This window comes from Streptomyces formicae (genome assembly GCF_002556545.1).
Taxonomy (GTDB): domain Bacteria; phylum Actinomycetota; class Actinomycetes; order Streptomycetales; family Streptomycetaceae; genus Streptomyces; species Streptomyces formicae_A.
Map to the genome: position 1 here is coordinate 9,090,115 of NZ_CP022685.1, position 24,676 is coordinate 9,114,790.

26 protein-coding genes are annotated in these 24,676 nt (G+C 70.9%); 17 read left to right on the plus strand and 9 right to left on the minus strand.

All coding sequences use genetic code 11. The features are described from left to right. The first annotated feature begins 1 nt into the window (after position 1). The 4 genes from KY5_RS39150 (at position 2) to menC (ending at position 4,961) form a co-directional block, all read left to right on the plus strand. A complete protein-coding gene (locus tag KY5_RS39150) occupies positions 2 to 1,699 on the plus strand; it encodes a PucR family transcriptional regulator (RefSeq protein WP_324965822.1) in 1,698 nt (565 codons plus the stop codon). A 216-nt stretch (positions 1,700 to 1,915) separates the two neighbouring features. Continuing rightward, entirely contained in the window at positions 1,916 to 2,998 is a 1,083-nt protein-coding gene (locus KY5_RS39155) for a M20 family metallopeptidase (RefSeq protein ID WP_098247785.1), read from the plus strand. Then, on the plus strand, positions 2,995 to 3,852 hold the full coding sequence (locus tag KY5_RS39160) for a GNAT family N-acetyltransferase (RefSeq protein ID WP_324965823.1): 858 nt from the start codon (positions 2,995 to 2,997) through the stop codon (positions 3,850 to 3,852). Before KY5_RS39155 ends, KY5_RS39160 begins: the two co-directional genes overlap by 4 nt. 5 nt (positions 3,853 to 3,857) lie before the next feature. Further along, positions 3,858 to 4,961 carry an o-succinylbenzoate synthase gene (gene menC, locus KY5_RS39165; protein WP_098247787.1) on the plus strand — a complete coding sequence of 368 codons (1,104 nt, stop codon included), beginning with the start codon at positions 3,858 to 3,860 and terminating at the stop codon, positions 4,959 to 4,961. Positions 4,962 to 4,993: 32 nt separating this feature from the next. Here the strand turns inward: menC and KY5_RS39170 are convergent, their stop codons facing one another. Both KY5_RS39170 and KY5_RS39175 read right to left on the minus strand, forming a co-directional pair. After that, the gene (locus KY5_RS39170; protein ID WP_098246647.1) at positions 4,994 to 5,194 is read right to left on the minus strand and encodes a hypothetical protein; all 201 of its coding nucleotides are present in this window, start codon (positions 5,192 to 5,194) and stop codon (positions 4,994 to 4,996) included. Between the two features lie 22 nt (positions 5,195 to 5,216). Further along, a complete protein-coding gene (locus tag KY5_RS39175; protein WP_159072709.1) occupies positions 5,217 to 5,690 on the minus strand; it encodes an NUDIX hydrolase in 474 nt (157 codons plus the stop codon). 113 nt (positions 5,691 to 5,803) lie between these two features. Here KY5_RS39175 and KY5_RS43150 point away from each other — a divergent pair, with 113 nt between their 5' ends. The 5 genes from KY5_RS43150 to KY5_RS39190 are packed head-to-tail and all read left to right on the plus strand — an operon-like array spanning position 5,804 to position 9,981. Then, positions 5,804 to 6,049, plus strand: a complete 246-nt coding sequence (locus KY5_RS43150) for a hypothetical protein (protein WP_324965824.1) — start codon at positions 5,804 to 5,806, stop codon at positions 6,047 to 6,049. A gap of 33 nt (positions 6,050 to 6,082) precedes the next feature. After that, complete coding sequence (locus KY5_RS43155) at positions 6,083 to 6,580, plus strand: hypothetical protein (RefSeq protein WP_324965825.1); 498 nt, start codon at positions 6,083 to 6,085, stop codon at positions 6,578 to 6,580. Then, a complete protein-coding gene (locus KY5_RS43160; RefSeq protein WP_324965826.1) occupies positions 6,537 to 6,923 on the plus strand; it encodes a tyrosine-type recombinase/integrase in 387 nt (128 codons plus the stop codon). The genes KY5_RS43155 and KY5_RS43160 overlap by 44 nt, the downstream gene beginning before the upstream one ends. Then, a complete protein-coding gene (locus tag KY5_RS39185; protein WP_098246649.1) occupies positions 6,920 to 9,415 on the plus strand; it encodes a tyrosine-type recombinase/integrase in 2,496 nt (831 codons plus the stop codon). The genes KY5_RS43160 and KY5_RS39185 overlap by 4 nt, the downstream gene beginning before the upstream one ends. Further along, positions 9,412 to 9,981, plus strand: coding sequence for a DUF6262 family protein (locus KY5_RS39190; protein ID WP_199843449.1), 570 nt, complete (start codon positions 9,412 to 9,414; stop codon positions 9,979 to 9,981). The genes KY5_RS39185 and KY5_RS39190 overlap by 4 nt, the downstream gene beginning before the upstream one ends. A gap of 275 nt (positions 9,982 to 10,256) precedes the next feature. Here KY5_RS39190 and KY5_RS39200 read toward each other — a convergent pair whose 3' ends face one another. Next, entirely contained in the window at positions 10,257 to 10,805 is a 549-nt protein-coding gene (locus KY5_RS39200) for an RICIN domain-containing protein (protein WP_098246651.1), read from the minus strand. Positions 10,806 to 11,030: 225 nt separating this feature from the next. Between KY5_RS39200 and KY5_RS39205 the strand changes: the two genes are divergently transcribed. Beyond that, the gene (locus KY5_RS39205; protein WP_107645734.1) at positions 11,031 to 14,774 is read left to right on the plus strand and encodes a WD40 repeat domain-containing protein; all 3,744 of its coding nucleotides are present in this window, start codon (positions 11,031 to 11,033) and stop codon (positions 14,772 to 14,774) included. 37 nt (positions 14,775 to 14,811) lie between these two features. Here the strand turns inward: KY5_RS39205 and KY5_RS39210 are convergent, their stop codons facing one another. After that, positions 14,812 to 15,522: a 2'-5' RNA ligase family protein gene (locus tag KY5_RS39210; protein WP_324965827.1), complete on the minus strand. Its 711-nt coding sequence runs from the start codon at positions 15,520 to 15,522 to the stop codon at positions 14,812 to 14,814. Between the two features lie 176 nt (positions 15,523 to 15,698). Here KY5_RS39210 and KY5_RS39215 point away from each other — a divergent pair, with 176 nt between their 5' ends. Then, entirely contained in the window at positions 15,699 to 15,944 is a 246-nt protein-coding gene (locus KY5_RS39215; RefSeq protein WP_098246654.1) for a hypothetical protein, read from the plus strand. On the opposite strand, the gene KY5_RS42015 is transcribed toward KY5_RS39215, so the two are convergent. Beyond that, complete coding sequence (locus KY5_RS42015) at positions 15,911 to 16,057, minus strand: hypothetical protein (RefSeq protein ID WP_159072711.1); 147 nt, start codon at positions 16,055 to 16,057, stop codon at positions 15,911 to 15,913. The two genes, KY5_RS39215 and KY5_RS42015, sit on opposite strands and share 34 nt — an antisense overlap. Positions 16,058 to 16,082: 25 nt before the next feature. Between KY5_RS42015 and KY5_RS42020 the strand changes: the two genes are divergently transcribed. Beyond that, positions 16,083 to 16,328, plus strand: coding sequence for a hypothetical protein (locus tag KY5_RS42020; RefSeq protein WP_159072712.1), 246 nt, complete (start codon positions 16,083 to 16,085; stop codon positions 16,326 to 16,328). A gap of 106 nt (positions 16,329 to 16,434) precedes the next feature. Then, entirely contained in the window at positions 16,435 to 17,232 is a 798-nt protein-coding gene (locus tag KY5_RS39220; protein ID WP_098246655.1) for an SAM-dependent methyltransferase, read from the plus strand. Here the strand turns inward: KY5_RS39220 and KY5_RS39225 are convergent. Further along, entirely contained in the window at positions 17,202 to 18,509 is a 1,308-nt protein-coding gene (locus tag KY5_RS39225; RefSeq protein ID WP_418952893.1) for an MFS transporter, read from the minus strand. The two genes, KY5_RS39220 and KY5_RS39225, sit on opposite strands and share 31 nt — an antisense overlap. Positions 18,510 to 18,611: 102 nt before the next feature. Here KY5_RS39225 and KY5_RS39230 point away from each other — a divergent pair, with 102 nt between their 5' ends. Further along, on the plus strand, positions 18,612 to 19,064 hold the full coding sequence (locus KY5_RS39230) for a winged helix-turn-helix transcriptional regulator (protein WP_098246656.1): 453 nt from the start codon (positions 18,612 to 18,614) through the stop codon (positions 19,062 to 19,064). Between the two features lie 30 nt (positions 19,065 to 19,094). Here KY5_RS39230 and KY5_RS39235 read toward each other — a convergent pair whose 3' ends face one another. Further along, positions 19,095 to 19,358 (minus strand): CBU_0592 family membrane protein, encoded by a 264-nt coding sequence (locus KY5_RS39235; RefSeq protein WP_234363086.1) that lies wholly within the window; start codon positions 19,356 to 19,358, stop codon positions 19,095 to 19,097. Positions 19,359 to 19,510: 152 nt separating this feature from the next. On the opposite strand from KY5_RS39235, the gene KY5_RS39240 reads away from it, so the two are divergent. Together KY5_RS39240 and KY5_RS39245 are read left to right on the plus strand one after the other, a co-directional pair. Beyond that, positions 19,511 to 20,905 carry a glutamate decarboxylase gene (locus KY5_RS39240; RefSeq protein ID WP_098246657.1) on the plus strand — a complete coding sequence of 465 codons (1,395 nt, stop codon included), beginning with the start codon at positions 19,511 to 19,513 and terminating at the stop codon, positions 20,903 to 20,905. 89 nt (positions 20,906 to 20,994) lie between these two features. After that, positions 20,995 to 21,417 carry a DUF302 domain-containing protein gene (locus KY5_RS39245; RefSeq protein WP_159072713.1) on the plus strand — a complete coding sequence of 141 codons (423 nt, stop codon included), beginning with the start codon at positions 20,995 to 20,997 and terminating at the stop codon, positions 21,415 to 21,417. Positions 21,418 to 21,427: 10 nt separating this feature from the next. On the opposite strand, the gene KY5_RS39250 is transcribed toward KY5_RS39245, so the two are convergent. Together KY5_RS39250 and KY5_RS39255 are read right to left on the minus strand one after the other, a co-directional pair. Beyond that, a complete protein-coding gene (locus KY5_RS39250; protein ID WP_159072714.1) occupies positions 21,428 to 22,015 on the minus strand; it encodes a vitamin K epoxide reductase family protein in 588 nt (195 codons plus the stop codon). A gap of 80 nt (positions 22,016 to 22,095) precedes the next feature. Next, entirely contained in the window at positions 22,096 to 22,677 is a 582-nt protein-coding gene (locus tag KY5_RS39255) for a hypothetical protein (protein ID WP_098246660.1), read from the minus strand. Positions 22,678 to 22,909: 232 nt separating this feature from the next. On the opposite strand from KY5_RS39255, the gene KY5_RS39260 reads away from it, so the two are divergent. Beyond that, positions 22,910 to 24,673, plus strand: a complete 1,764-nt coding sequence (locus tag KY5_RS39260) for an AfsR/SARP family transcriptional regulator (protein ID WP_098246661.1) — start codon at positions 22,910 to 22,912, stop codon at positions 24,671 to 24,673. Positions 24,674 to 24,676 lie beyond the last annotated feature (3 nt).

Below are 24,676 nucleotides of genomic sequence, written 5' to 3' on the forward strand. Positions count from 1 at the left end.
GATGATCAGACACATGTCGGCACACCCGGCCCGGAGTCTGAGCCGGGTGCTCGAGGACCTCGGGCCCACCCTGCTCGATCTGCTCCACGGAGATCCGGAGCGGGCCCTGGAGCTCGGCGGTGTCGGGATCCATGATCCGTACGACGAGCAGCACTACCCCGAGCGCGCCATCGTGCTCGGGGTCGGCGTGCACGGACCCGATGCCACCGCCCGTCTCCTGCGCGAGCTGGCCGTCGCGGGCGCCGCCGCTCTGGTGGTCCGCGGCCCCGTCGAGGACGGTGCCGCGCTCGACGCGGTGGCCGAGGAGACCGGCGTGGCGCTGCTCTCGCTGACGCGCGGAGCCTCCTGGGCCCAGCTCGCGGCCATGCTGCGGACCCTGCTCTCCGAGGGGGACGTGGGGGAGGAGGGGCGGCAGACGCTCGGCGGAGTGCCCTCCGGCGACCTCTTCGCGCTGGCCAACGCGATCGCGACGCTGCTCGACGCGCCGATCACCATCGAGGACCGCCGCTCGCGCATCCTGGCGTTCTCCGGGCGCCAGGACGAGGCCGACCCGGCACGGGTGGCGAGCATCCTGGCCCGGCGGGTGCCCGAGCGCTACCTGCGGCTGCACGAGGAGCACGGGGTCTTCGAGGAGCTCTACCGCAGCGGGAAGCCGGTGTACATTCCGCCGCCGACCCTGGACGACGAGGCCGCGCTGCCCCGTGCCGCGATCGCGGTCCGCGCGGGGGACGAGATCCTGGGATCCGTGTGGGCGGCACTGCGCAAGCCGCTCACCAAGGAGCGGGAGGAGGCCTTCCAGGAGGCCGCGAAGCTCGTCGCCCTGCACATGCTGCGCCTGCGCGCGGGGACCGACGCCGAGAACCGGCTCCGCGCCGACCTGGTCACCACCGCGCTGGAGGGCGGCCCCGGGGCGGCCGAGGCACTGGGCAGGCTCGGTCTCGCCGACGGGCCGCTCCTGGTCATGGCGCTGGGCATCGAACCGGCCGAGGACGGCGACCACGCCGACCACGCCCAGGTCACCGCGGAGCGCCAGCGGCTGGCGGGCGCGCTCGCCGTGCATCTGGCGGCGGTGCGGCCGAGGTCCGCGGTGGCGCTGCTCGGGGACGTCTCCTACGCGCTCTTCCCGGTCGCCCAGGACACCGCGGCCGTACGGGAACGGGCCGTTCAGGTCGCGTCGAACTTCCTGGAGCGCACCGGCGACCAACTGGGCGCCGTCGTCGGGATCGGCTCCGTGGCGGGCGAGGCGGCGGCGCTCGCCCGGTCGCGGGCGAACGCGGACCGGGCACTGCGTGTGCTCTTCAGCGGCCGGGCCGCCCGGCGGGTCGCCGCGATCGCCGACGTGTACGTCGACGCGCTGCTCCTCGAGCTGCGGGACCTGGCGAGCGCCAACCGCGACGAACTGTCCGGGCCCCTCGCCCGGTTGGCGGCCTACGACACCCGGCACAACGCCCATCTGGTGGAGACGCTGCGGGCCTGGCTGGACGCCTTCGGCGACGTGGTCACCGCTTCGGCGAGCGTCTTCGTCCACCCGAACACCTTCCGCTATCGGATCCGCCGGGTCGCCGAGGTGGGGCGGATCGACCTCCAGGACCCCTCCGCCCGGTTCGCCGCCATGCTCCAACTGCGGCTGATGGGGCCGTACGACGGCGGTGGCGGTGGCGCCGGGCACAGCAAGGAATACCGGCAAGGCGCCGGTTGAGCGAAGGCGGCCCCGGGGCGCGCGCCGCCCGCCGGGGTGGCAGCACCGGCTCGGGGCCGAGTTCGGTCCCTCGTACGAATCCGCGCCGGACATTGTCGTTCGCGTACGAACTCCGGACCCCGCATCCTGTCTAGCGTTGTCGTCATCCCACCCCTGGAGGACGCACCCGTGCAGGCCGATCACGCACCCCATCCCGCCGCGCCGCCCCTCGGCGCCATGCTCGCCGACCTCGAAGAACTCGTGACCTGCGAGTCGTACTCCGCCGACCACGAGGCCGTGGCCCGCAGCGCCCGCGTCGTCGCCGAGCAGGGCGCCCGGCTGCTCGGCGCCCGTCCCGAGACGATCGTGACCGGGGGAGTCACCCACCTTCGGTGGAGCTTCGGCACCCCGCGCACGCTGCTCCTCGGCCACCACGACACGGTCTGGCCCATGGGCACTCTCAAGACCATCCCGTTCTCGGTCGAGCAGGGCGTCGCGCGCGGCCCCGGCGTCTTCGACATGAAGGCCGGTCTGGTCCAGATGTTCCACGCCCTGGCCCAACTGCCCTCCCTCGACGGCATGTGCGTCCTGGTCACCGGTGACGAGGAGGTCGGTTCGGAGACCTCGCGCGCGCTCATCGAGGAGACGGCACGCGCCTGCCGCGCCTCGCTCGTCCTGGAGGCCGCGGCCGCCGGCGGCGCCCTGAAGACCTGTCGCAAGGGCGTGTCCAACTACCAGCTCACCGTCCACGGGCGCGCCGCCCACGCGGGCCTCGAACCGGAGAAGGGCGTCAACGCGGCGACCGAGCTCGCCCACCACCTGCTGGCCCTTCAGGACATCACCGAGGCCGTCACCACCCGCACCGGTCCCGGCACCACGATCACCCCGACCGTCCTCTCGGCGGGCACGGCCACCAACACCGTCCCCGCCCGCGCCGAACTGAGCATCGACGTCCGCGTCCCCAGCCCGGCGGCCCAGCAGGCGGTCCACGACCTCATCACCGCCCTGCGGCCGCACCACCGCGAAGCGGGTCTGCGCGTCGATGGAGGGCCCAACCGCCCGCCCCTGGACGCCGACGCCTCCAAGGACCTGTTCGCGCTCGCCTCGGACACGGCCGCGCGCCTGGGCATGGACGCCCTCCAGCAGGCGTCCGTCGGCGGCGCGTCCGACGGCAACTACACCGCGGGCGTCGGATGCCCCACCCTCGATGGGCTCGGCGCCGTCGGCGACGGCGCGCACGCCGACCACGAGCACGTCGTCACCGCCGCCATGCCGGTCCGATCGCAGTTCCTCGCCCACCTCCTCGGAGCGATGCCGTGACCCACCTCGACACCCTGACCGACACGCGCGCGGCGGGGGCCACGAGCTCCCTGGACATCCGCGAACTGCACGCCATGGACGACCTGGAGGCCGTCTGCGTCCTCTTCGGCGAGATCTGGGGCACCCACCCGGCCAAGGGACCCGTCTCCGCCGAGGTCATGCGGGCGCTCGGGCACGCGGGGAACTACGTGGTGGGGGCGTACGAGAACGGCCGGCTCGTCGGAGCGTCCGTCGCCTTCTTCGCCGAACCCTCGGCGGCCACCCTCCACTCGCACATCACGGGCGCCACCGCGGGCCGAGGCATAGGACTCGCCCTCAAACTGCACCAGAAGCAGTGGGCGCTGCGGCGCGGCATCACCCGCATCACCTGGACCTACGACCCGCTGATCCGCCGCAACGCCCACTTCAACCTCACCAAGCTGGGCGCCCGCCCCGAGGAATACCTCCGCTCCTTCTACGGCGCCATGGACGACGCGATCAACGGCGGCGACGAATCCGACCGCGTCCTGACCGCCTGGGGCCTCTCCGCGCACCACGGCCCGGCCGCGACGTCCACCCCTGACGACTCCGCCGCGGCGCACGCCGTGCACGCCGTCCGTGATGTCGGCGGCCGTCCCGAAGTGACCCCAACCGACGCCGAGTTCGTCCTCATCGACCTGCCCGACGACATCGAGGCCCTGCGCCGTACCGACCCCGGAGCGGCGCACGCCTGGCGGCTCGCCGTGCGTGACGCCCTCGGCGGTCTCCTCGACGACGGAGCCCGCGTGCTCGGCCTCCACGACCGACGCGGCTACCTCGTGCACCGCACACCCGTCAGCGCCCCCGCCCGCCCCCGCACCGAGAGCAGCCTGTGACCACCATGAAGATCTCCGGCATCGAACTGCGCCGCATCGCCATGCCGCTCGTCGCCCCCTTCCGCACCTCCTTCGGCGTCGAGACGAGCCGCGACGTGCTCCTCGTCCGCGTGGTGACCGCCGACGGCGAGGGCTGGGCCGAGTGCGCCGCCATGTCCGAGCCCCGCTACTGCAGCGAGTACGTCGACGGCGCCCAGCGCGTCCTGCGCGACTTCCTCATCCCGGCCCTGCCGAAGGACGGCGTGAACGCCGCCACCGTGGGCCGGGTCCTCGCCCCCTTCACCGGACACCACATGGCCAAGTCCGCCCTGGAGAGCGCGCTCCTCGACGCCCAACTCCGCGCCCGTGGCGAGTCGTTCGGCTCCTACCTCGGCGCCGTGCGCGACCGCGTTCCCTGCGGTGTCTCGGTCGGCATCATGGACTCCGTCCCCCAGCTCCTCGACGCCGTCGAGCGATACGTGGCCGAGGGGTACGTCCGCATCAAGCTGAAGATCGAGCCCGGCTGGGACGTCGAGCCCGTCCGCGCGGTCCGGGAGCGCTTCGGTGACGATCTGCTCCTCCAGGTCGACGCCAACGCCGCGTACACGCTCGTCGACGCCCAACACCTCGCCAAGCTGGACGAGTTCGGTCTCCTCCTGATCGAACAGCCCCTCGCCAACGACGACATGGTCCAGCACGCGCAGCTCGCCAAGATGCTGCGCACCCCCATCTGTCTCGACGAGTCCATCGAGTCCGCGGCGCACGCCGCTGCGGCCATCACGCTCGGCGCCTGCTCCATCATCAACGTCAAGCCCGCCCGGGTCGGCGGCTACCTGGAGGCCCGCCGCATCCACGACCTCGCGAGCGCCCACGGCGTCCCCGTCTGGTGCGGCGGCATGCTGGAGACCGGCATCGGCCGCGCCGCCAACGTCGCCCTCGCCGCTCTGCCGGGCTTCACCCTCCCCGGCGACACCTCCGGCTCCAGCCGCTACTTCGCCACCGACATCACGGAACCGTTCGTCCTGACGGACGGCCACCTCGACGTACCGACAGGCCCCGGGCTCGGCGTCGAGCCCCTGCCCGACGTCCTGGACGAGGTGACCACGTCGACCGAGTGGATCGCCCTGTAGGCGGGACAATCGCCCTGTAGGCGGGACAGGGGTCACGCGTCCTCGAGGTCGAGGCGGAACTCGTGGCCCCACTTCCTCAGGCCGTACGACTCGAGACGCCGGTGCTGGTCGTCCCTGCCGTCGTTGTCCAGCCGGTAGACGTAGATGTGCCTGATCTCCCGCCCGTCCCGCACGGCGGCGATCCTGACGCCGGCCACGTGGACTTCCCTGCTCACGAACGACACTTCACCCATGGCCCGTACCCCTCTGCCGGGATCAACAGAACGACTGCCGTGTCAGCTTTCCCTCGTGCCTGTCGAAGGCATCACGGACGCGCACGTCGTGCCCGGGGGACAGCCGGGGGACCCGGTCGCGGGAGAACCAGCCGAAGTCGTCGGTCTCGGCGCTGACCCGCAGCGCGGACGCGTCGGTCACCCGGCACGCGTAGACCAGGTGAACGACGTGGAAGGGCGTGTTCGTGCCCGTGGACCGCGAGTCGTACTGACCGTTCAGGGCGACCGCCTCGGCCCGCAGGCCGACCTCTTCGAACGCCTCGCGTACGGCGGCGTCGGCGGGACGTTCCCCGACCTCGACCACGCCACCGGGCAGCGCCCACAGGCCGTTGTCCTCGCGCCGCACCAGCAGGACGCGGTCCGAGGCGTCGAACGCCGCGCAGTCGGCGGACATCAGGGGCGATATCTCCAGGATGATCTTCTTCTCTGGGACCTCTGGTCTCAGGGGGAACTGCACGCGTCCTGAAGGGTATCCACCAGTTGATAGGCACGTCTGTTACGTCTGGCCACATAGAGCGGAGGTTCCGGAGCGAGAAGGCGGTATCTCCCGCTACGGGCGTGGTCGCGTGGGTGGTCGTCGATACCGCGACGTACACGTTGCATCCCGAGGGCACGACGTTCGCCGCGTCGCTTCGCCGCCGCGGGCTGTCTTCGAACACGGAGCGGAACTACACCGGCAGGACCGCTCTCTACCTCTCGTACGCCGCAGCTCGCGGGATCCCATGGCAGAGCCCCACGATGAACCAGCTCGGCGGCTTTCTGCACTGGCTCGTCGATGTGCCGCTGCCGACCCGGGGCCGCAGGGAACCGGTCTAGCCGCGGTTTCGGAAGAAGCAGTCGGCGAACGCCGTGGTGACCACGACGTGCGAGTTCCTGCGCTTCGGCGTCCGGCAGGAATGGGTCCCCGCCGACCTCGGCGCGCAGCTGTCCCACGAGAAGCACCTCGTGTACCTGCCGCGCGGGTTCCAGGCCGGGGAGGACGGGCAGTTCCGCACGATCCAGACGTCGGAGCTCAAGTTCACGGTCTCCGACGAGGGCATCGCGTGGCTGACTCCAGGCGAGGTCGACCGCGCAGTGCTCGGTGCGAACCGCGCCCGAGACCGCTTCCTCGTCGGTCTGCTCTGGGTGACCGGCATGCGCATCGGCGAGGCTCTTGGCCTGCGCCGCGAGGACATGCACCTGTTGTCCAGTTCTCGTACGCTCGGCTGCCCGATAGCGGGGCCACACGTGCATGTGCGTCGCCGGATCAACACCAACGGCGCGCTCGCGAAGTCGCCGGTCGCCGGTCGCCAGGGTGATACCCGTGACCGAGGAGGCGGTCGGCCTGTACGTCGACTACGTCCATGAACGCGACGAGGTCGCTGTGCTCTCGCCGGAGGCGTGGGCGAGCGACATGGTGTTCGTGAATCTCTTCCGTGGGCCGATCGGTCGCGCCATGACGTACTCGGCGGTCAAGGACATGTTCGACCGGCTCGCGCGCCGGGTCTGCCTGGTCCTGCGTCCGCACATGCTGCGGCACAGCGCGGCGACCGAGTGGATCCGCTCCGGTGAGCCGCGGGACGTTGTCTCCGCGCTGCTGGGCCACCAGTCGCCGTCCTCGCTCGCCCCCTACCTTCACGTCAGCGACGCGGAGATGCGGACCGCGATTGAGAACGCGGCGGCGAGGCGAGAACTGGCAGGTGCCCGATGAGTCTCGCGCCGAGCACGCTGGTCTACGAGCTTGCCGTCCCGGTCGACCCGGCCGGATGGGAGAGCTGGCTGATCGACAACCTCCTGGCCGAGTGGCGCCCCGGCGAGTGGAACGCTGAGGCGCTGCTGTTCACTGGGGACTTCGCCAACCCGCTCACCTGGGTGTTCCCGTGCAAGGTCGTCGCATGTATGCGGCGCTCCCTGACCAAGGGCGGCGCCTGCGGCAGCTGCACCGCCCGGATGCGACGCGAGGGGCTGACCGCCGACCAGCTCGTCATCATCCCCGGCACCGGCCGCGACCCAGCTACCGGTGCCCTGCCCCGTTGCGCGGTCTCCCAGGACAACGTCCGCTGCGGTCGCGAGGTCAGCGCCGAGGGGCTGTGCGAGTCGCACAGCGAGAAGTGGCCCCGATACCTGCGTGACCATCAGGGCGCGAACCGGGAGCGGTGGGCGAGCGGTATCGCCCTGCCCATGACGGCGCGGCCCGGCTGCGGGGTCGCCGGGTGCGCCGACCAAGTGGCCGGGGGCAGAGGCCTGTTGTGCCGGTATCACGCAGGGCGCCGGCGGGAGGCGATCCGGCGCGGAGCGGTCTGCTCGGAGGCCCAGTGGGCCGCGCGGGACGCCCCCTGGTTGGCGCCGCATCAGTTCTCGCTCGTCCCACTGGCGCCGCTGGTGCGCCTGGAGTTCCTCTACGCGCTGCAGCGGCGCGAGGCCCGTGGTGCGCAGATCGCTCCGGGGACCCTGCGGCAGACGATCGGCATGCTGCTGACCGAGGACACCCTGGCCGCGGTCGACCCGGACCGCTTCCCCGTGAACAGCACGAACCGCCTCTACACCGCGCACGAGCTGATCCACTGGGTGCACGCCGGGTACAGCGAGTTCCGCGGACTCGATCCGGCCCAGCAGGACACCGTCGAGCTGCGCACGCTCGGCCTGTCGTCGACCAAGACGCGCTCGGGGCGGCGGACCCGCAGCGGCACTGCCTCCCTGGCAAGCATCCAACAGGGCTGGCTGCGGAGCCTGTTGGTCAGCTGGGCCCGGCTGAAACAGCCGGAATCGCAGGAGTTCTCCGCGACGCGGAAGGCGTGCATCGTGGCATCGACCGCCCTGTCGCTGCGCCCCGGAGGAGGGCACGATCCGGCGGCGTTGCGGCTGGTGGACATGGACGCCGTGGTCGATGCCTGCGCGGTCACCACCCGCCCAGACGAGACGTTGTACGCGTACGCGACCCGCAAGCAGCGCAAGCGGAAGTTCGGTGACCTGCTGGAATTCGCCCGGCGCGAGGACCTGCTGCCCGAGCTGTCGCCGAAGTTCGCGGTGCAGTCCTACCACCGCATCCCGGTCATGGAGGTGCAGGAGGAGGACGAGGCCGGAAAGGCGATCCCGGAGTACGTGATCCGGCAGCTCGACGAGCAGCTTGCCTCGATCGGGCGCGACCGCGCGTACGGGCCGCTGAGGCCGGAGGACACGCACTGGCTGATGAAGACCGCGTACATGGTGTGCCGGGACACCGGACGGCGCCCGCGGGAGTTCTGCGGGCTCGCCCTGGAGTGCCTGCGCTACGAGGACGGCCAGTACACGCTGATCTGGGACAACTTCAAGGGCAAGCGCCTCAAGCGGTCCCTGCCGATCGAGAAATCCACAGCCGAGGCGATCCTGGCCTGGCAGCGGCGCCGCCTCCAGCTGGTCTTCCCCCAGCACACCGACAGCTACCTGTTCCCGGCGATCGGCCAGGTCGCGAAAACACCGCACCTGAGCAGCCACGAGTTCGGCCAGGTGCTGCGGGCATGGGTGGACGGCCTGGAGAGGATCGATTCCGACGCGCCCGACGAGGACGGCACACCGCTCCCCTTCGACCGGTCGAAGGTCTTCGCGTACGCGTTCCGCTCGTCCTACGCGCAGCGGCACGCTGACGCGGGCACCCCGCTCGACGTCCTGATGGCGTTGATGGATCACCGCAACGCCTCCACCACGATGGGCTACTACCGCGTCACCATCAGACGGAAGCGGCAGGCAGTGGAGACGCTGCGCCTCCACGCGGTGGACCGCCGCGGCAACACCGCGCCGTTCCCCTCGGGCGTCTCCTACGAGCAGAAGTCCGTCGCCGTGCCGTTCGGCGGGTGCACCGAGCCGTCGAACGTGAAGGCTGGCGGCCAGAAGTGCCCGATCCGCTTCCAGTGCGCGGGCTGTGGGTTCTACCGGCCAGACCCCTCCTACCTGCCCGCCATCGAGGACCATGTACGGGAGCTGAAGGCGGACCGCGAGCTCGCGGAGGCCATGGGCGTCGACGACTTCGTGATCCGTAACCTGTCTGACCAGGTCACCGCCTTCCAGGGCGTGATCGAGCGGATGAATGAGCGGATGACCGGCCTGCCCGAGGAGATCCGGGCCGAGATCCAGGAAGCGAGCCGCGTGCTCCGCAAGGTACGCGCGACGAACGGCCGAACACTGCTGCCGCTGACCGTGGTGAACCGACAGGAGACGAACCGATGAGCGGCCGGGAGAACACGGCGCACGCGCTGGTGGAGGCACGGCGCCGCGACAGCACCCGCAAACGCGCCCGGGTCCTGGCGGTGGTCGACCAGATGGTGGCCGCCCGGGAGCCCGTGACGTTCGCGGAGGTCCGCCGGCGCGCACAGGTCTCCAACTGGCTGGTCTACGCGGACGGGGTGCGCGAGCACATCGACACCGCTCGCACGCAGCAGGCACTGAAGCCCGCCCACGACCGGGCGGCCGGTCGCTCCGCGAGCGCCACCAGCCTGAAGACCGACCTCGAGCTGACGCGGGCCGAGGCCCGCGCACTGCGGAAGGAACGCGACCAGCTCAAGGCGGCACTGCAGCGCAGCCTCGGCCATCAGCTCGACCAGCTCGGCAACGCGGATCTGGTGGCACGGGTCGATGAACTGACCGAGGCCGCACAGCGGCTGACCGGCGAACGGGATGCGGCGCGAGCGGAAACCTCCTCACTCCAGCGACAAGTCGCGGCACTGGAGGACGACCTCGCGGCCTCCAGGACGAGCCTGCGACGGATGATCCGGGAGGGCAACCTACCTCAGTGACCCAGTTCGCCTACTGGCCGCCGGGCGGGAGGGACGCGAGCCGCTCCCAGGTGATCGTCCGCTCGAAACACTGGCGCGGCCTGGTGATGCGCACTGACAAGCTCGCCACTGTCTACCAGGCCGCTCTCCACCTTGCGGCCATTCTCATCTGGCTCCGAGAGCAGAGCGTGAGCACGTCAGAACTCCGGTGCGGGCGTTGACCTGAGAGCACACTGAAACTGAGGTCCCGCCGTGCTCCGCCGCGGCGGGGCCTCAACTCATGCGCGATCCAGAGGTCACTTCCACTTGGCATGCAGGTTCAAGTGCGACCACAGCGAGACCTGGCTGCCGCGTTCATCCGCACCCCGATGGATCTTCAGGTCCTGCTTCTCCCACGGACCGAGCAAGGTGTAGCTGTAGTCCGAATGCACGGGCTTCACGTAGAAGTCCTGGTTCTTCCGCCCGTTGCAGTTCCAGACGACGAGGCCCTGCCCCTTCTTGTACCTGCTGTGGGGAACATCCAGGCAGAGTCCCCTGTTGTCCCACGGACGGAGATTCCACCCGTACCCGCGCGGCCCCTGGGTCAGGCACCACTTCTCGTTGCCCTGCCCGCCGGACCACGGCCACGTAATCACCTTGGCCCCCTTGTGGCTCCCACCCCCGACGTTCAGGTACACGGGCCCGCCCCCGCCGCTTGTCGAGAAGGTGTAGGCGTGGTTCGCGTTGCAGCGGACGGCCGCCGTACTCGTGGAATCATCGGTTTGCGCGACAACCGAGCCAGCCGGCAGCACGGCGGCGCCGATTGCGAGCGCGCCGAAGAGCGCGCCGAGGCGATGCTTCGCCATAGGTCCCCCTTGGTTGATGCCGCCGGTCCGATTGACATGGGCGGCTCCGGCCTTGCACCACTGATTTCAGTGGCTGTCGCGTTGTTCAGCAGGCCCGATTCGTGGTGCTGAACAAAACTCTCTCCGCAGTACGTCACCGCTCGGGTTGGCCGGAGGTTCTCTTGTTGGCCTGTTCCGGAGCCCCGTACGTTGGCGATCGCGTGATCACCGATCGGGGGGCTTGTCATGGGACGTCAGGAAAAACCGATCGATCCGGCTGCGGGGCCAGTACCCCGGTTCGCGCTCGACTTACGCAAGCTGCGTCAGGAGGCCGGAGGATTGCCCTACCGGGCGATGTCTCAGCGGGCGAACTACTCGGTGACCGCCCTATCCCAGGCCGCAGCGGGAGAGAGCCTGCCGTCGCTGGAGGTCACGCTGGCGTACGTACGCGCATGCGGCGGTGACCCGAGTGAGTGGGAACAGCGCTGGCACCAGGCCAGCCGCGAACAGGACCTGCAGAAATCCCCAGGCCGGGAGGAGAATGGACCCTACCCAGGGCTAACCCGGTTCGAGCCGGGAGACAGGGACTGCTTCTTCGGTCGCCAGGAGCTGACCGACACCCTCGTTCAACTCGTCCTCGCACACCGGATCACCGCGGTGCTTGGCCCATCCGGCAGCGGCAAGTCCTCCCTGCTGCGCGCAGGGCTCGTCCCGCGCCTCCAGCACCTGCCCGAGGCGGTGACAAGGCCGGTGGCGATCCGCATCTTCACCCCCGGTCCGCGCCCCCTGCACACCCACCGGGACAGGTTCATCCCGGCACCGGGGCAAGGGGAAACCTGGCTGATCGTCGATCAGTTTGAAGAACTGTTCACCCTCCACCCTGCTCCGGAGGAGCAGGCGGCTTTCATCAACTTGCTGTTGTCCGCCCGGGAGGCCGACAGCAGGCTCCGGATCGTGCTGGGGGTACGGGCCGACTTCTACGGCCGCTGCCTGGAACACGAGGGCCTGGCCGCTGTCATCCGGCAGGCGAGCCTGCCCGTGGGGCCGATGACGGACGGGGAGTTGCGTGAGGCGATCGTCAAACCCGCCGCCGTAGCCGGGCTGATCGTCGAGCGGGCCCTGACCGAGCGTCTCATCGCCGAGGTGCGCGAGGAGCCGGGCGGTCTGCCCCTGCTGTCGCACGCTCTGCTGGAGACGTGGCGCCGCCGCCGCGGCCGCGCCCTGACCTTGCATGCCTACGAGGCCGCCGGCGGCATTCACGGCGCCATCGCCCAGACCGCAGAGGACCTGTACGCCGCGCTCTCGACGGACCAGCGGATCACTGCCCGCAGGATTCTGCTGCGGCTGATCACCCCTGGCCAGGGCGCACCGGACACCCGCTGCCCGGTGAACCGCTCCGCCCTTCAGGGACGGACGACCGACGCGGGCGAGACAGACACCGTGCTGGACCGGCTGACGCGCGCCCGACTGGTCACGCTGGACGAGGACACCGTCGACCTCGCCCACGAGGCACTGATCACCGCCTGGCCCCGGCTAGGCGCCTGGCTCAACGAGGACCGTGAGCGGCTGCTCCTGCACCGTCGCCTCCGACAGGACACCCAAACGTGGGAGGAACTGGGAAAAGACTCCGGATCCCTGTACCGAGGGGTCCGTCTGGCAGAGGCGGAGGAGGCGTTCGACGGAACGGCGGCGGGCGAACTCGCCCTTGCGGAGGCCGAGTTCCTGGCGGCCGGACGGGCCGCCCGTGCGCGCGAACTCCGACGCCGACGGAGCTCGACGGCCTTTGTGGCCGCAATTGTGGTGCTCTCCTTGATAGTGGGAGTGGTGGCCTGGCAGCAGAACCGCGAGGGTGACCAGCGCCGCGCGGAGGCCACCTCCCGCCGCCTTGCGTCGCTCGCGGAGAACATGCGCGCCACCGACCCCAGGACTGCGATGCGGTTGAGCGCGGCGGCATGGCGGATCAAACCTACGGATGAGGCCAAGGCAGCGCTGCTGGGGGCGACAACGCAGCGCGAGCAAGACGCGTTTGCCCTCCCGAGCGGACGGGACAACGACACGGTGTCGCTCAGCAAAGACGGACGGACGATTACCGCGGCCTCGGAGGCCGGTCGCCGAGTGGACGCCTGGGACGTGGCCAGCCATCGGCGCATCGGCGGGTTCCGCCTGTCCGAGGGGGAGAGGCCGGCGGGTCTCACCCCGGACGGGCGGCAGCTGCTGATGCGAGGAGAGTACGGATGGCGGGTCCGTGATCTCTCCTCCGGGAAGTCGATTGGTGCGTCCGTCGTAGATCTCCACGTCGAGGAAGAAGACCTCTCCTCCACCCTCAGCGGGCGCATGGTGCTGATGGAGGGCGCCACATCGGTGAGGCTGTGGGACCTGCGGCAGGGGCGCATGGTGTTCCAGCGCAAGGGCGCCGATATCGGTAGCGTGGCGGTCAGCCGGGACGACCGGCACCTGGCCCTGTGCGACGGGCAGTCCCTGAAGGTGTGGGACGTCGGCCCGCAGCACCGACTGCGAACACTCCGCGCGGCGTTGTCCCGCGCCGCGTGCCGCAGCGACTCGCAACTACGCTTCGATCCACAGGGCAGGCTGCTGACCGTGGGAGAAAACATACGCGGCTACGACCTAGGTACGGGGAGGAAGGTGCTCCAGGTCGAGCACGAGGGACCGCTGAACGATGTCGAGTTCAGCTCTGACGGGCGGCTCGCCGTCGCCGTCGACAGCGAGGCGATCTTGCTGTGGCGGGTCCTGGCCGACGGATACGAGCTCGTGCACCAATTTCGCCTCTCCGGCGAGTCCGTCCAAGATCTGCGACTGGACCCGGAACAGCGCATGATCAGATATCTGGAGGGAGACGACGGCGCGATCACATCCGTGCGGACGTTGTTCCTGGGCGATGCCGTCGCCTCCTGGAGCCGCGCTTCCGTGGGGGCAGCCTTCAGCCCGGACGGCACGCAGCTCCTCACGGCTCGCGACGAGCGCGGGAGGGCGCGATTCGAGGTGCGGCCCACAGCCGGCGGTGGTCGGGCGGTGACACTGCCGTCGGCCGACTGCCACCCGAGCGAGGACTCCTGGGACTTCTGGTGCTGGCCCTCGTTGGCATTCAGCGGCGACGGCCGATGGCTCGCATACGGGGCCGTTGCACTGGATAGGGAGGGCTTCCTTCTGCGCCCGCAACAGATCAAGGTGTGGGACCTGCGGAAGAACCGCCGGCGCGCGGACTTCGTCATCGGCGCGAAGGGATACGGCGCTCAGTCGATCGCGCTGAACACCCAGGGCACCTCCCTGCTCGCCCTCCGTCAGGAACCCGAGCCCGCCCTGGTGACGTGGAACGTACGGAACGGAACCAAGACGGTACACCCCGTGTGGGACGACGCCGACCCCCAGGACTGGAGTGACTACCAGATGAGCCCTGGAAGCGGCGCCGTGGCGATGCGGCCGGACGGACGACGCCTCGCCACCGTTTTCGGGACCTTAGCCCTGCCATCAGGTCGCCGGGCCAAGGACGCCTCAGGGCCGTTGGTCACCAATGCCCTTGCCTACCCGCCCGACGGCGGGCAACTGGCCGTTGGCGAGGGCACAGGCCGGGTGACCCTGTACGACGGCGACGCCACACGGCGCACGGCCTCCCTCCCCGGGACGCATTCAGGGCTGGACAGTGAGCTGGAGTCGGCGGACGCCCTCGCCTACTCCCACGACGGCAAGATCCTCGCCGTCGGCGGCGACGAAGGCACCGTCCGCCTCTGGGACGCCGCCTCCGGCCGTCCCCTCGGGGGCCCGCTGCCCAGCGCCGGAGACGCCGTCAAGGCGGTAGCGTTCAGCGAGGACGACAAGACCGTGCTCGTGGCCGGTGGAAATGTTCCCCTTCGCTCGTACGCCATCGACCCCGAGCGCGCCACCGAAACCGTCTGCGATCGCGCCCGCGGCGGATTGTCCCGCGCCGACTGGGAGGCGTACATTCCGGATGTGCCGTATCACGGCATCTGCTGAAACGCTCAGTAAGCTTTTCAATTAACGACCGGGTGAATCAACATGAAGGCCGTGGGCCGCCCGCGCCGACATGCTCCCCGGGGGTCCCCGATGTACTCCCGAGCGGGATGGTGGCAAGCCGTTCCCAGGTGATCGTCTTAGCCGGGCTATTGGCCGTGACGTCGACGAGCTGCACTTCGGTGACGTGCAGCGAGGCGTGACTGGGGCGGACCCGGCGCAGGAGCCGCTGGGCATCGTCCGAGGACACAGCCCCGGACGCGTAGGCGACCGTGAGGTGCTGGACTCCCCACGGATAGCGGACCGCTTCATCGCCGCGGACCGCGCGAATCGCCTCACGGACGGCGCGGTGCAGGGCCACGATGCCGTCGTCCGGATGGAGGTCCGCGATCACGCCGCTGTGGTAGCTGAGCAGCGAGCCGACCTGTACCTCGAAGGGCGAGAAGTCCGCCAATCGCGCGCCGAGTTCAGCCACAAGGGCGTCACGCTCACCCTGCGAGATGAGAGCAGCGGATCGGTCAGTGATTTGATCGAGGGTGATATGCAGCCAATGAGGAGGAACTGGGGCAACCGCGAATCCCTTCAACGCCTCGTGCGCGCTGGTGACCAACCTCGTGAGCGCGCGGTCGCGATCAGGACCCACGCATAGATACACGTGCAAGAGAGTGGAGCCCTCAGGCCACAAGCTGTCGGCGCGCTTGAAGACGAACGGCCTCACGACCCAGCGCCCCTCAGTGCATTTCCGGCCCACCTGCGCGGCAGCAGCGTCGGAATTGATCCATCAGAACAGCCCCTCGCGCCTGAATGTCTTCCGAGTCGATCACAGGCTGAGGCCGAACGACGAGTCGCCGTGCCTGACGTGCCTGAGACTCGTGTGCCCCGCTTCACCAGAGGTTCTACGCGCCACCTATTGATAACGACGGAGACGTGGAACCACTGCTCGGCGACGTCGGCGGGCGGCCGCACCGGTCCACGGCCTTCGGTCGTCGCCAGGATCTCGGCGATCCCGAGGACGCGCCGGTACCGCTCGCGGTCCTCGGCCCCGTCCGTCAGGACGGCGCCCATCTCGCCGACGGCACGCAACTCCCGTGTCAGGGCGAGGAGTTCCGGAGTGGGCTCGCGTTCCGGAGGAGCGCCGGTCACCGGGGCACGCTCCGGGCCTCGGACCAGTAGGTCTCGTACTGCTCCAGGAAGGTCTGCCACCACTTGGCGTCGCTCTCGGAGTTCAGGCGCAGCAGCGGGGAGGCGTCCGCGGACTTCTTGTACATGTAGACCTGGACGTCCATCCGCTGGTCCCGCTCCCCGGCGTCGATGACGATGAAGCCGCTCGATGCGCTGGGAGAACCGGATCCCGGAGGAGTCCGCGACGGCCAGGCGCCGATGGATCCTGCCCAGTTCCCGCTCGACGGACCGCGAGGAGTCCACCCGGTCGACGAACGCGTCGATCGCGATCAGGGCGAGCATGGCGGATATCAGCTGGGAGTCGGAGTACTCGACGCCCGGCAGCTCTATCTGCAACGCGCCCAGGGTGGCGAGGCAACGGGGGCCGCACTCTAGCGACACGGTACGGGCAACAGCCCCTGTGGTCAGCGGAGTTCGTGTGAAAGGGTGTGGCCATCGGTACGCGGCGCCCACCGGGGCGTGGTGGTGAGAGGGGCGAGAGTTGAGTCAGGGCGGGCTCCACGCGGAGGACATCGACACCAGCAAGCCGCATCCCGCGCGGATCTACGACTACCTCCTCGGCGGCAAGGACAACTACGAGGTGGACCAGCGCGCCGGTGACGAACTCGCCGCCGCCGCGCCCGAGGTGCGCATCGGAGTCAGGGCCAACCGCGAGTTCATGGGGCGCGCCGTCCGCCACGTCACCGGCGCGGGCGTCCGCCAGATCCTCGACATCGGCACCGGCCTGCCCACGTCGCCGAACGTGCACGAGATCGCCAAGGAGACGGTGCCGGACGCCCGCGTCGCCTACATCGACAACGACCCGATCGTGAACACGCACGCCGAGGTGCTGCTCGACGGCGTCGGCGGAACCAGCAGCGTGCTGGCCGATCTGCGCGACCCGCGAGGCGTCGTGGACCATCCCGACGTCCGCCGCGTCATCGACTTCGACGAGCCCGTGGCCCTGTTCCTCGTGGCCGTCGTCCACTTCCTCACCGACGCGGAGCGGCCCGAGCGGATCGTCGCCACCCTGCGCGACGCGCTGGCGCCCGGCAGCTTCCTGGTGCTCTCGCACGCCACGGGCGACTTCGCCGACCGCAGCGACGCCCAGGCCGTCTACAACCAGGCGACCGCCACGCTGAACCTGCGCTCCCGGGCCAGGGTCGAGCGGTTCTTCGACGGCTTCGAGCTGGTCGATCCCGGCCTGGTCCAGGTCCCGTTCTGGCGCCCGGAGGGCAGCCCGGCGGCGAGGTCCGGTGAGATCGGCATCTACGGAGGCGTCGCACGCAAGCTCGACTGAGCTGTCGGTCTGTCACGTGTGAACGCCCACAGCACGAGCCCCAGACCACTGAACCCGGCGCCCAGCCCGCAGACCGCGCCCCACCCCGCCGCCGTGTACAGCGAGGTCGCGGCGATGGCGCCGGTGGCGCTGCCGATCGAGTAGAAGACCATGTATCCGCCGATGATCCGGCTGCCCGCGTCCGGGTGCAGCGCGTAGATCAACGTCTGGTTGGTGACGTGGACGGCCTGTACGGCGAGGTCGAGCAGGACCACCCCGAGGAAGAGGGCCCAGAGCGAGCCGCGGGTGAAGGCAAGCGGCAGCCATGACGCGGCGAGCAGCGCCAGGGCGATGCCGGTCGTCCGCTGCGAGAGGCCCCGGTCGTTGAGGCGGCCCGCCGCGCTCGCGGCCAGGGCGCCCGCGACGCCGATGAGGCCGAGGGCCCCGATCGCGCTGTGGGAGAAGGAGTACGGGGCCTCGCTGAGCGGCAGTGCGACGCTGCTCCACAGCGTGCTGAAGGAGGCGAAGATCAGCAGACCGAACAGGGCCCTGAGCCGGAGCAGCCGCTCCCGTGCGAACAGGGTGACGGTGGAGCGCAGGAGCTGTCCGTAGCGCAGGTCCGTGGTCGGCGGGGCGTCATCGCGGCGCGGCAGCACCCGGTACAGGACCAGGGCGAGCAGCGTGGTGAGAGACGCGGAGGCGAGGTAGACGGAGCGCCAGCCCGCGAGGTCGGCGAGGACGCCGGACACGGTGCGGGCGAGCAGGATGCCGATGACCACGCCGCTGGTGACCGTCCCGACGACGCGGCCGCGCCCTGCGGTGGGGGCCAGCGATGCCGCGAAGGCGAGCAGGGTCTGGGTGACGACCGCGAGGAGTCCCGTCGCGGCCATGCCCGCGAGCAGGACCGCGGCCGTGCGGGCGGTGGCGACCAGGGCCAACGCCACGACCAGGACCAGCAGTTGGGCCACGACGAGCCGTCTGCGGTCGGCCACGTCACCCAGCGGTACGAGGAAGAAGAGGCCGAGTCCGTAGCCGACGTGCGTGAGGGTGACGACGCTGCCGACGAGCGCCGGGCTCATGCCGAGGTCGTGTCCGATGGTCACCAGGAGCGGCTGGGAGAAGTAGACGTTGGCCACCGCCGCGCCGCAGGCGACGGCGAAGAGCAGGACGATGCCGCGCGACAGGGCGCTTCGGGGCGGCAGGGGGACGGCTGGCGGCGGGGCGGCGCCTGGCGGCTGCGGTCCGTCGCCCGCCTCGGTATGTCCTCTCGCCACCTCGCAGTTGCCGGGCATCGGCATCCCTCCCACACGTTCGCATTCTGGTTGCAACTTGCTACCGATGGCGACCGTAGCCCTCCTGGTAGCATGTTGCAACCAGATCGGGAGTGGAAGGCGGACGCCATGGTGACCAGGACGCGGTTCGACGACAGCGCATGCCCCGTCGCCCGGTCGGTGGACGCGATCGGCGACTGGTGGTCGCTGCTGATCGTGCGGGACGCCTTCGACGGAAGCAGGCGCTTCGGGGAGTTCCAGCGCAGCCTCGGGGTCGCGAAGAACATCCTCACCGCGCGGCTGCGCTCCCTGGTCGCGGGCGGGGTCCTCGCGTCCGTCCCCGCGTCGGACGGCAGCGCCTACCGCGAGTACGTACTGACGGAGAAGGGCAAGGAGCTCTTCCCCGTCATCGTGGCGCTGCGGCAGTGGGGCGAGCGGAACTTCTTCACCCCGGGGGAGCCGCACTCGGAGCTGGTCGACCGCCGCGAGGGAGAGCGCCTGCGCCCCCTGGAGGTCCTGGCCGCGGACGGTCGGCGCCTGGACCCGGGCGACACCGCCGTGCACAAGGTCCCCGCTCCCTGAGCCGCCGGGGCGCCGATGGCGGGAGGCGGGTCAGTGGCCCGCCCCTGTCGCCCGCCCCCGCGACTTCGCGATCAGGCCCCAGAAGGAGACGACGGCCCACGTCCCCTCCAGGAGCAGGAACCCCCAGTCGCCCTCCACGACCGCGTCGACGGCCATGAGGAGCGAGCCGGTCGCGTTGAGCCAGAGGTACGACCAGGCGTCGGTGCGCATCCGGTCCGCCTGCACGGCGACGAACGCGACGAGGACGAGCAGGGAGCCGACGATCTGCACGGTGAGCCACATGCCGCCGATCATCCCGGGGCCCCTGAGGCCCGCGCGGCCCGCTGGTGCATTCGCCGCAGCGACTTCCTCCCTTCGATGGGAGTGGCCGTGGACATCCCCGGCCGCGCTCGCGAGGATCCCCACGATGACGGCGTCCGCCCCCGTGCCCGGAAGGAACTCCTCCCATGCCCCTGCACCGGACCACGCATCACCCCGTCAAGCCCGGCAGCCCCTTCGACGACGTCTACGCGCTGCCGATCAGCGAACAGATCCTGCCCAAGTACAAGATGCCGCGCTCGGCCTCCGACCCCCGTGCCGTCCGTGAACTGATCCACGACGAGCTCGCGCTCGACGGCAACGCCTCGCAGAACCTCGCCACGTTCTGCACCACCTGGGCCGAGCCCGAGGTGCACGGGCTCATGAACGAGTGCCTCGACAAGAACATGGTCGACAAGGACGAGTACCCGCAGACGGCCGAGATCGAGAACCGCTGTGTGCACATGCTCGCCGACCTGTGGAACTCGCCGGAGGGGGAGACCACCCTCGGCTGCTCCACCACCGGCTCCAGCGAGGCCTGCATGCTCGGCGGCCTCGCCCTCAAATGGCGCTGGCGCAAGCGCCGCGAGGCCGAGGGCAAGTCCACGGACCGGCCCAACATCGTCGCGGGGCCCGTGCAGGTGTGCTGGGAGAAGTTCGCCCGCTACTTCGACGTGGAACTACGGCAAGTCCCGCTGGAGGAGGACGCGTTGGGCATGCGCGCCGAGCAGCTCAAGGACTACGTGGACGAGAACACCATCGGAGTCGTCGCCATCCTCGGCGTCACCTTCACCTGCGCCTACGAACCGGTCGCCGAGATCGTCGCCGAACTCGACCGCATCCAGGCCGAGACGGGCCTCGACATCCCCGTCCACGTGGACGCGGCGAGCGGCGGCTTCCTCGCCCCGTTCCTCCACCCCGAACTGGTCTGGGACTTCCGGCTGGCGCGCGTCGCCTCCATCAACACCTCGGGGCACAAGTACGGCATGGCACCGCTCGGCGTCGGCTGGGTGGTGTGGCGCTCCGCCGACCTGCTCCCCGAGGACCTGATCTTCCGCGTGAACTACCTCGGTGGCGACCTGCCCACCTTCGCCCTCAACTTCTCCCGCCCCGGCGGCGAGATCGTCGCCCAGTACTACACCATGCTGCGCCTGGGCCACGAGGGCTACCGCAAGGTGTACGAGGCGTGCGCGGCCACCGCCCACATGCTGGCCGAACGGATCGAGAAGATGGGTCCTTTCACCGTCCTGTACGACGGGAGGGGCGCGCTGCCCGCCGTCTCCTGGAAGCTCGCCGACCCGGCCACGGCCGGGTTCACCCTCTACGACCTGACCGAAGAGGTGCGCAAGCGCGGCTGGCAGGTGCCCGCCTATCCGCTGCCCGCCGGGCGTGACGACACCGTCATCCAGCGGGTCCTGGTGCGGCACGGCACCGGCCACGACAAGATCGGGCTGCTCGCCGACGACATCGGCGCCGCCGTCGACCGGCTGATGACGTCGGGCCCCGGCGGCCACGCGCCCGAGCAGCCGGGATTCCACCACTGACGGATCCGGGCACGGAGGGAGCCGCGTACGTCGGCCGCGCCGGGCGGGTCGCCCGCCCGTGCGCGCCCCCGCCGCCTACGGTGAAGCGCGTGAACGAACCAATGCCCAGCGAGACGGCCTCGGGGCTCGTCACGCTTCCCGCGCCCGGCACCGTCGACGCCGTGGTGGACCGGCTCCGCGCCGCGGCGACCGAGGCCGGCCACCACGTGCTCGCCGTCATCGACCACCAGGCCAACGCGGAGAAGGTGGACATGACGCTCCGCCCCACCCGCCTGGTCCTGTTCGGCAGACCGGCCGTCGGCACCCGGCTGATGCAGGACCGCCGGACATCGGGGATCGACCTGCCGTCGAAGGTGCTCGTCTGGCAGGACGAACACGGGGAGACCCAGCTGACGTACTCCACCGGCGCGTGGCTGGCCAACCGGCACGGCCTCAAGACGAGCGGCCGGGAGAACGCCCTCCGACTGGAGTCCGCCGTACGGGAGTTCGTGGCACAGGCGAGACGGCCCTAGCGGTCGGCGTTCACCACAGACGCGTGCCGAAGCGGATCAGGATCAGTACGGCGAGGAAGCCGTACATCAGGACCGGCCCCAGCCACGCCCACCGGGTCACCGCCCCGGTGAGGCGCCGGGGCGCGGGTAGCGCTCCCGAGCGCAGGGAGTGCACGCTCACGTACCAGAACAGGGACAGGACGACCGCCCAGATCAGCATGCACCAGGGGCACAGCGCCCCGATGACGTACAGGCACTGGGTGATCAGCCAGACCACGAAGCCGAACGCCGCCGTGACGCCCGCCTGGAGGAGCAGCCACAGCCACCGGGGGAAGCGGGCCCCGGACAGCAGGACGAGCCCGAACGCGGCGAGGGCGGCGAAACCGGCGATGCCGAACAGCGCGTTCGGGACGCCGAGGACCTCGCTCTGCCAGGCCGCCATGACGTCACCGCAGCTGAGCACCGTGTTGATGTCGCAGCCGGGGGAGAACGCCGGGTCGGCGAGCGAGGCGATGCGGTCGCGGGCCAACTCGGTGGAGGCGACCGTGCCGAGCGCTCCTGCGAGCAGTATGAGCAGGCCGAGCCCGCGGCCTGCGCGGACGTATCTGGACTGGGGCATGCGGTCCAAGGGTGGTCCCGGCCCGGGCACCGCGGCAGGGCCGACGGTCCCCGGGCCACGGGCCGTTCGGCCCGGCGGGATCAGGAGCTCTCGGCCCGGAACTTCTCCGCGAGGTCGGCGCCGCGGATCACCCCGCCCGTGTGGTACTTCAGGCCCCAGGCGTCGATGACCGAGCCGTCGCCGAACATGCACGCGGAGATCACCTGGTCGGACTTGGTGGCGCCCTTGGGACCCCAGCCACCGGCGTCCAGCTTGCCCGGCCCGTACATCGCGGTGCCGTTGATCGCGTGGCAGTAGGCGATGGACGGGTTCCCGACGCCGCCGCCGGGGTCGGCGATCTTGCGCTGGTACGCGCGCTGGGCCAGCGTCTCCTTCTCCGCCGCCAGGGTGTCCGCCGCGATCGCGATCCTGGAGCCGTCGTCGGCGCTGAAGACGCACATCGTCCGCTCGCCGCCGAGCCGGACGAGTTCCTGGGTTCGGGGATCGGTGCGGTAGGGGTACTGGGTCTGCGCGGTGCCGCCCTGCTTGGCGCACCAGGACGCGGCGGAGGTCACGGCGGGCGGGTGCTGCGCCGTCGGACCGCTCTGCGCGGCCTGGGCGACGGCGGCGGTCGTGCCGAGCAGGAACAGGACACCGGCACCGATGGCTCGGGAGCGTTTCACACTGCCTCCTCAGGGAGGGACACGGGGGTGTGGTGGAGGGAACGCACACATCCTGATCACCGCTTTCGGCACCGTCAACGCGCTGCGCGCGGCCGCTCCCAGGCCCGTGCGACATTGGCGCGATCTTCGCCGGGCACACCTCTGAAGTGCCGGAACCACCAACGGTTTCCGGCCAGTAATTCCTGTGTAACGGCCCTCTGTTCCGCGTGTGCTGCGGCTAGAGTGACGGACCGTGACGGGCGCGGCAGCACATTCGGACGGCGTCGCGGAGCGTACGGCGCAGGCACCGCCGCTGCTCCGCATCCACCTCCTCGGCGGCTTCCGTACCGAGAGGGGCGACGGCGCGAGGACCGTCGAACGCTGGTCGAGGCCCGGCGCGCGGACCCTGGTGAAGCTGCTCGCGGTCACCCCGGGACACCAACTGCACCGCGAGCGCGTCATGGCCGTGTGCTGGCCGAACGCCGAACTGGCGCCCGCCCTGCGGAGCCTGCGCGTCGCCCTGCACACCGCCCGGCACGCCCTGGAACCGGAACTCGCGCCGCGTGCCGCCTCCGCGTATCTGATCGGCGACGGCGCACTTCTGCGCCTGGCGCCCGACCGCGTCTGGATCGACACCGACCACGCGGAGAGCCTCGCCGAACGCGCGCTGACGACGGGCTCGGTGCCCGAACTCGCCGCCGCCCTCGCCGCGTTCACCGGCGAGCCGCTCCCCGATGACCCCTACGCACCCTGGGCCGAACCGTGCCGTGAACGCCTCACCGAGCTCCGCCGACGGGTCAGGACCGCCCTGGCCGCCGCGCGCCTCGCCGAGGACGACGTGGCAGGCGCGGTGCGCACCGCCCGCCGCGCCCTGGCCGACGCACCCGCCGACGAGGGCGCGCACCGGGTCCTGATCGAGGCGTATCTGCGTCAGGGCCTGCGGGGCAGGGCGGTACGGCAGTACGAGAGGTGCGCGGCGGCCCTGGAGGACGAACTCGGCGCGGGGCCGGGACCGCGGACGCGGCGTCTGCACCGCGCCGCCCTGCGCGACCCGGAGCCCGCCGCGCCAGGACAGCCGGTCGAGGACGAGACCGGGGCGCAGGCCGACGCCGCGCGGGTGCGCCTTGCCTGGGCCGCCTCCCTGGAACGGTCGGGGCGCTACGGGGAAGCGGCCCGCACGCTGCGGGAGGCACTCGCCTCCTACGAGCGGCACGGCGAGCGCGACGACTGCGTGCTGACCGCCGCCCGCCTCGCCGAAGTGCTCTGCCGCAGCGCCACGGCGGAGCAGGCACGGGCCACGCTCCGACGCCACGCGCCCACCTCACGCACGCCCGCGCTCGTGACCGGCACGCACCACATGGCCCGCGCCATGGTCGGCTTCTACGCGGGCGCGTACGACGAGGCGCTGACGGCGGCGCGCCTGGCCCAGGAGGCGAGCACCGCCGTGCCGGGCACGGCAGGACAGGCGCTGCGGGCCCGCGCGCTGGCCCAGCAGTCCATCTGCCTCAGCCTGGCGGGCGACCTGGACCAGGCGGTGGCACTCGCCGGACGGGCCCTCGCCCCGGCGGAGACCTGCGGCGATCCGGCGCTCCTCGCCAACGTCCTGTCCGTGCTGCGCGAGAACGCCTGCCGGGCGGGCAGGCTGGACGACGCCCTCGCGCACGGGCGGCGCGCGCTCACCCTGGCCGAGCGCGCGGGACGCCCGACGGCGACCGCCTTCGAACGGGCCAACCTCGCCGAGCTGCACCTGCGCAGGGGTGAGCACGCGGAGGCGGAGCAACTCTCCTGCTCGGCAGTGGAGTTGGCCGAACCCTTCGGTGCGGCGGCCCTGGCCTTCGCGCTGGTCGCCCTCGCCCGCGTCCGCATGCACACCGACCCGCCGACAGCCGCCGCGCTGCTCGACCGTGCGGAGGAGTGCGCCAGGGACAGCGACCACCACCAGGCGTCGGACGAAGTCGAGCGTGCGCGCGGGGAGTTGGCGGACCGGCTGGCGGGACGCGGCACCGGGGCCGGGTGAAGG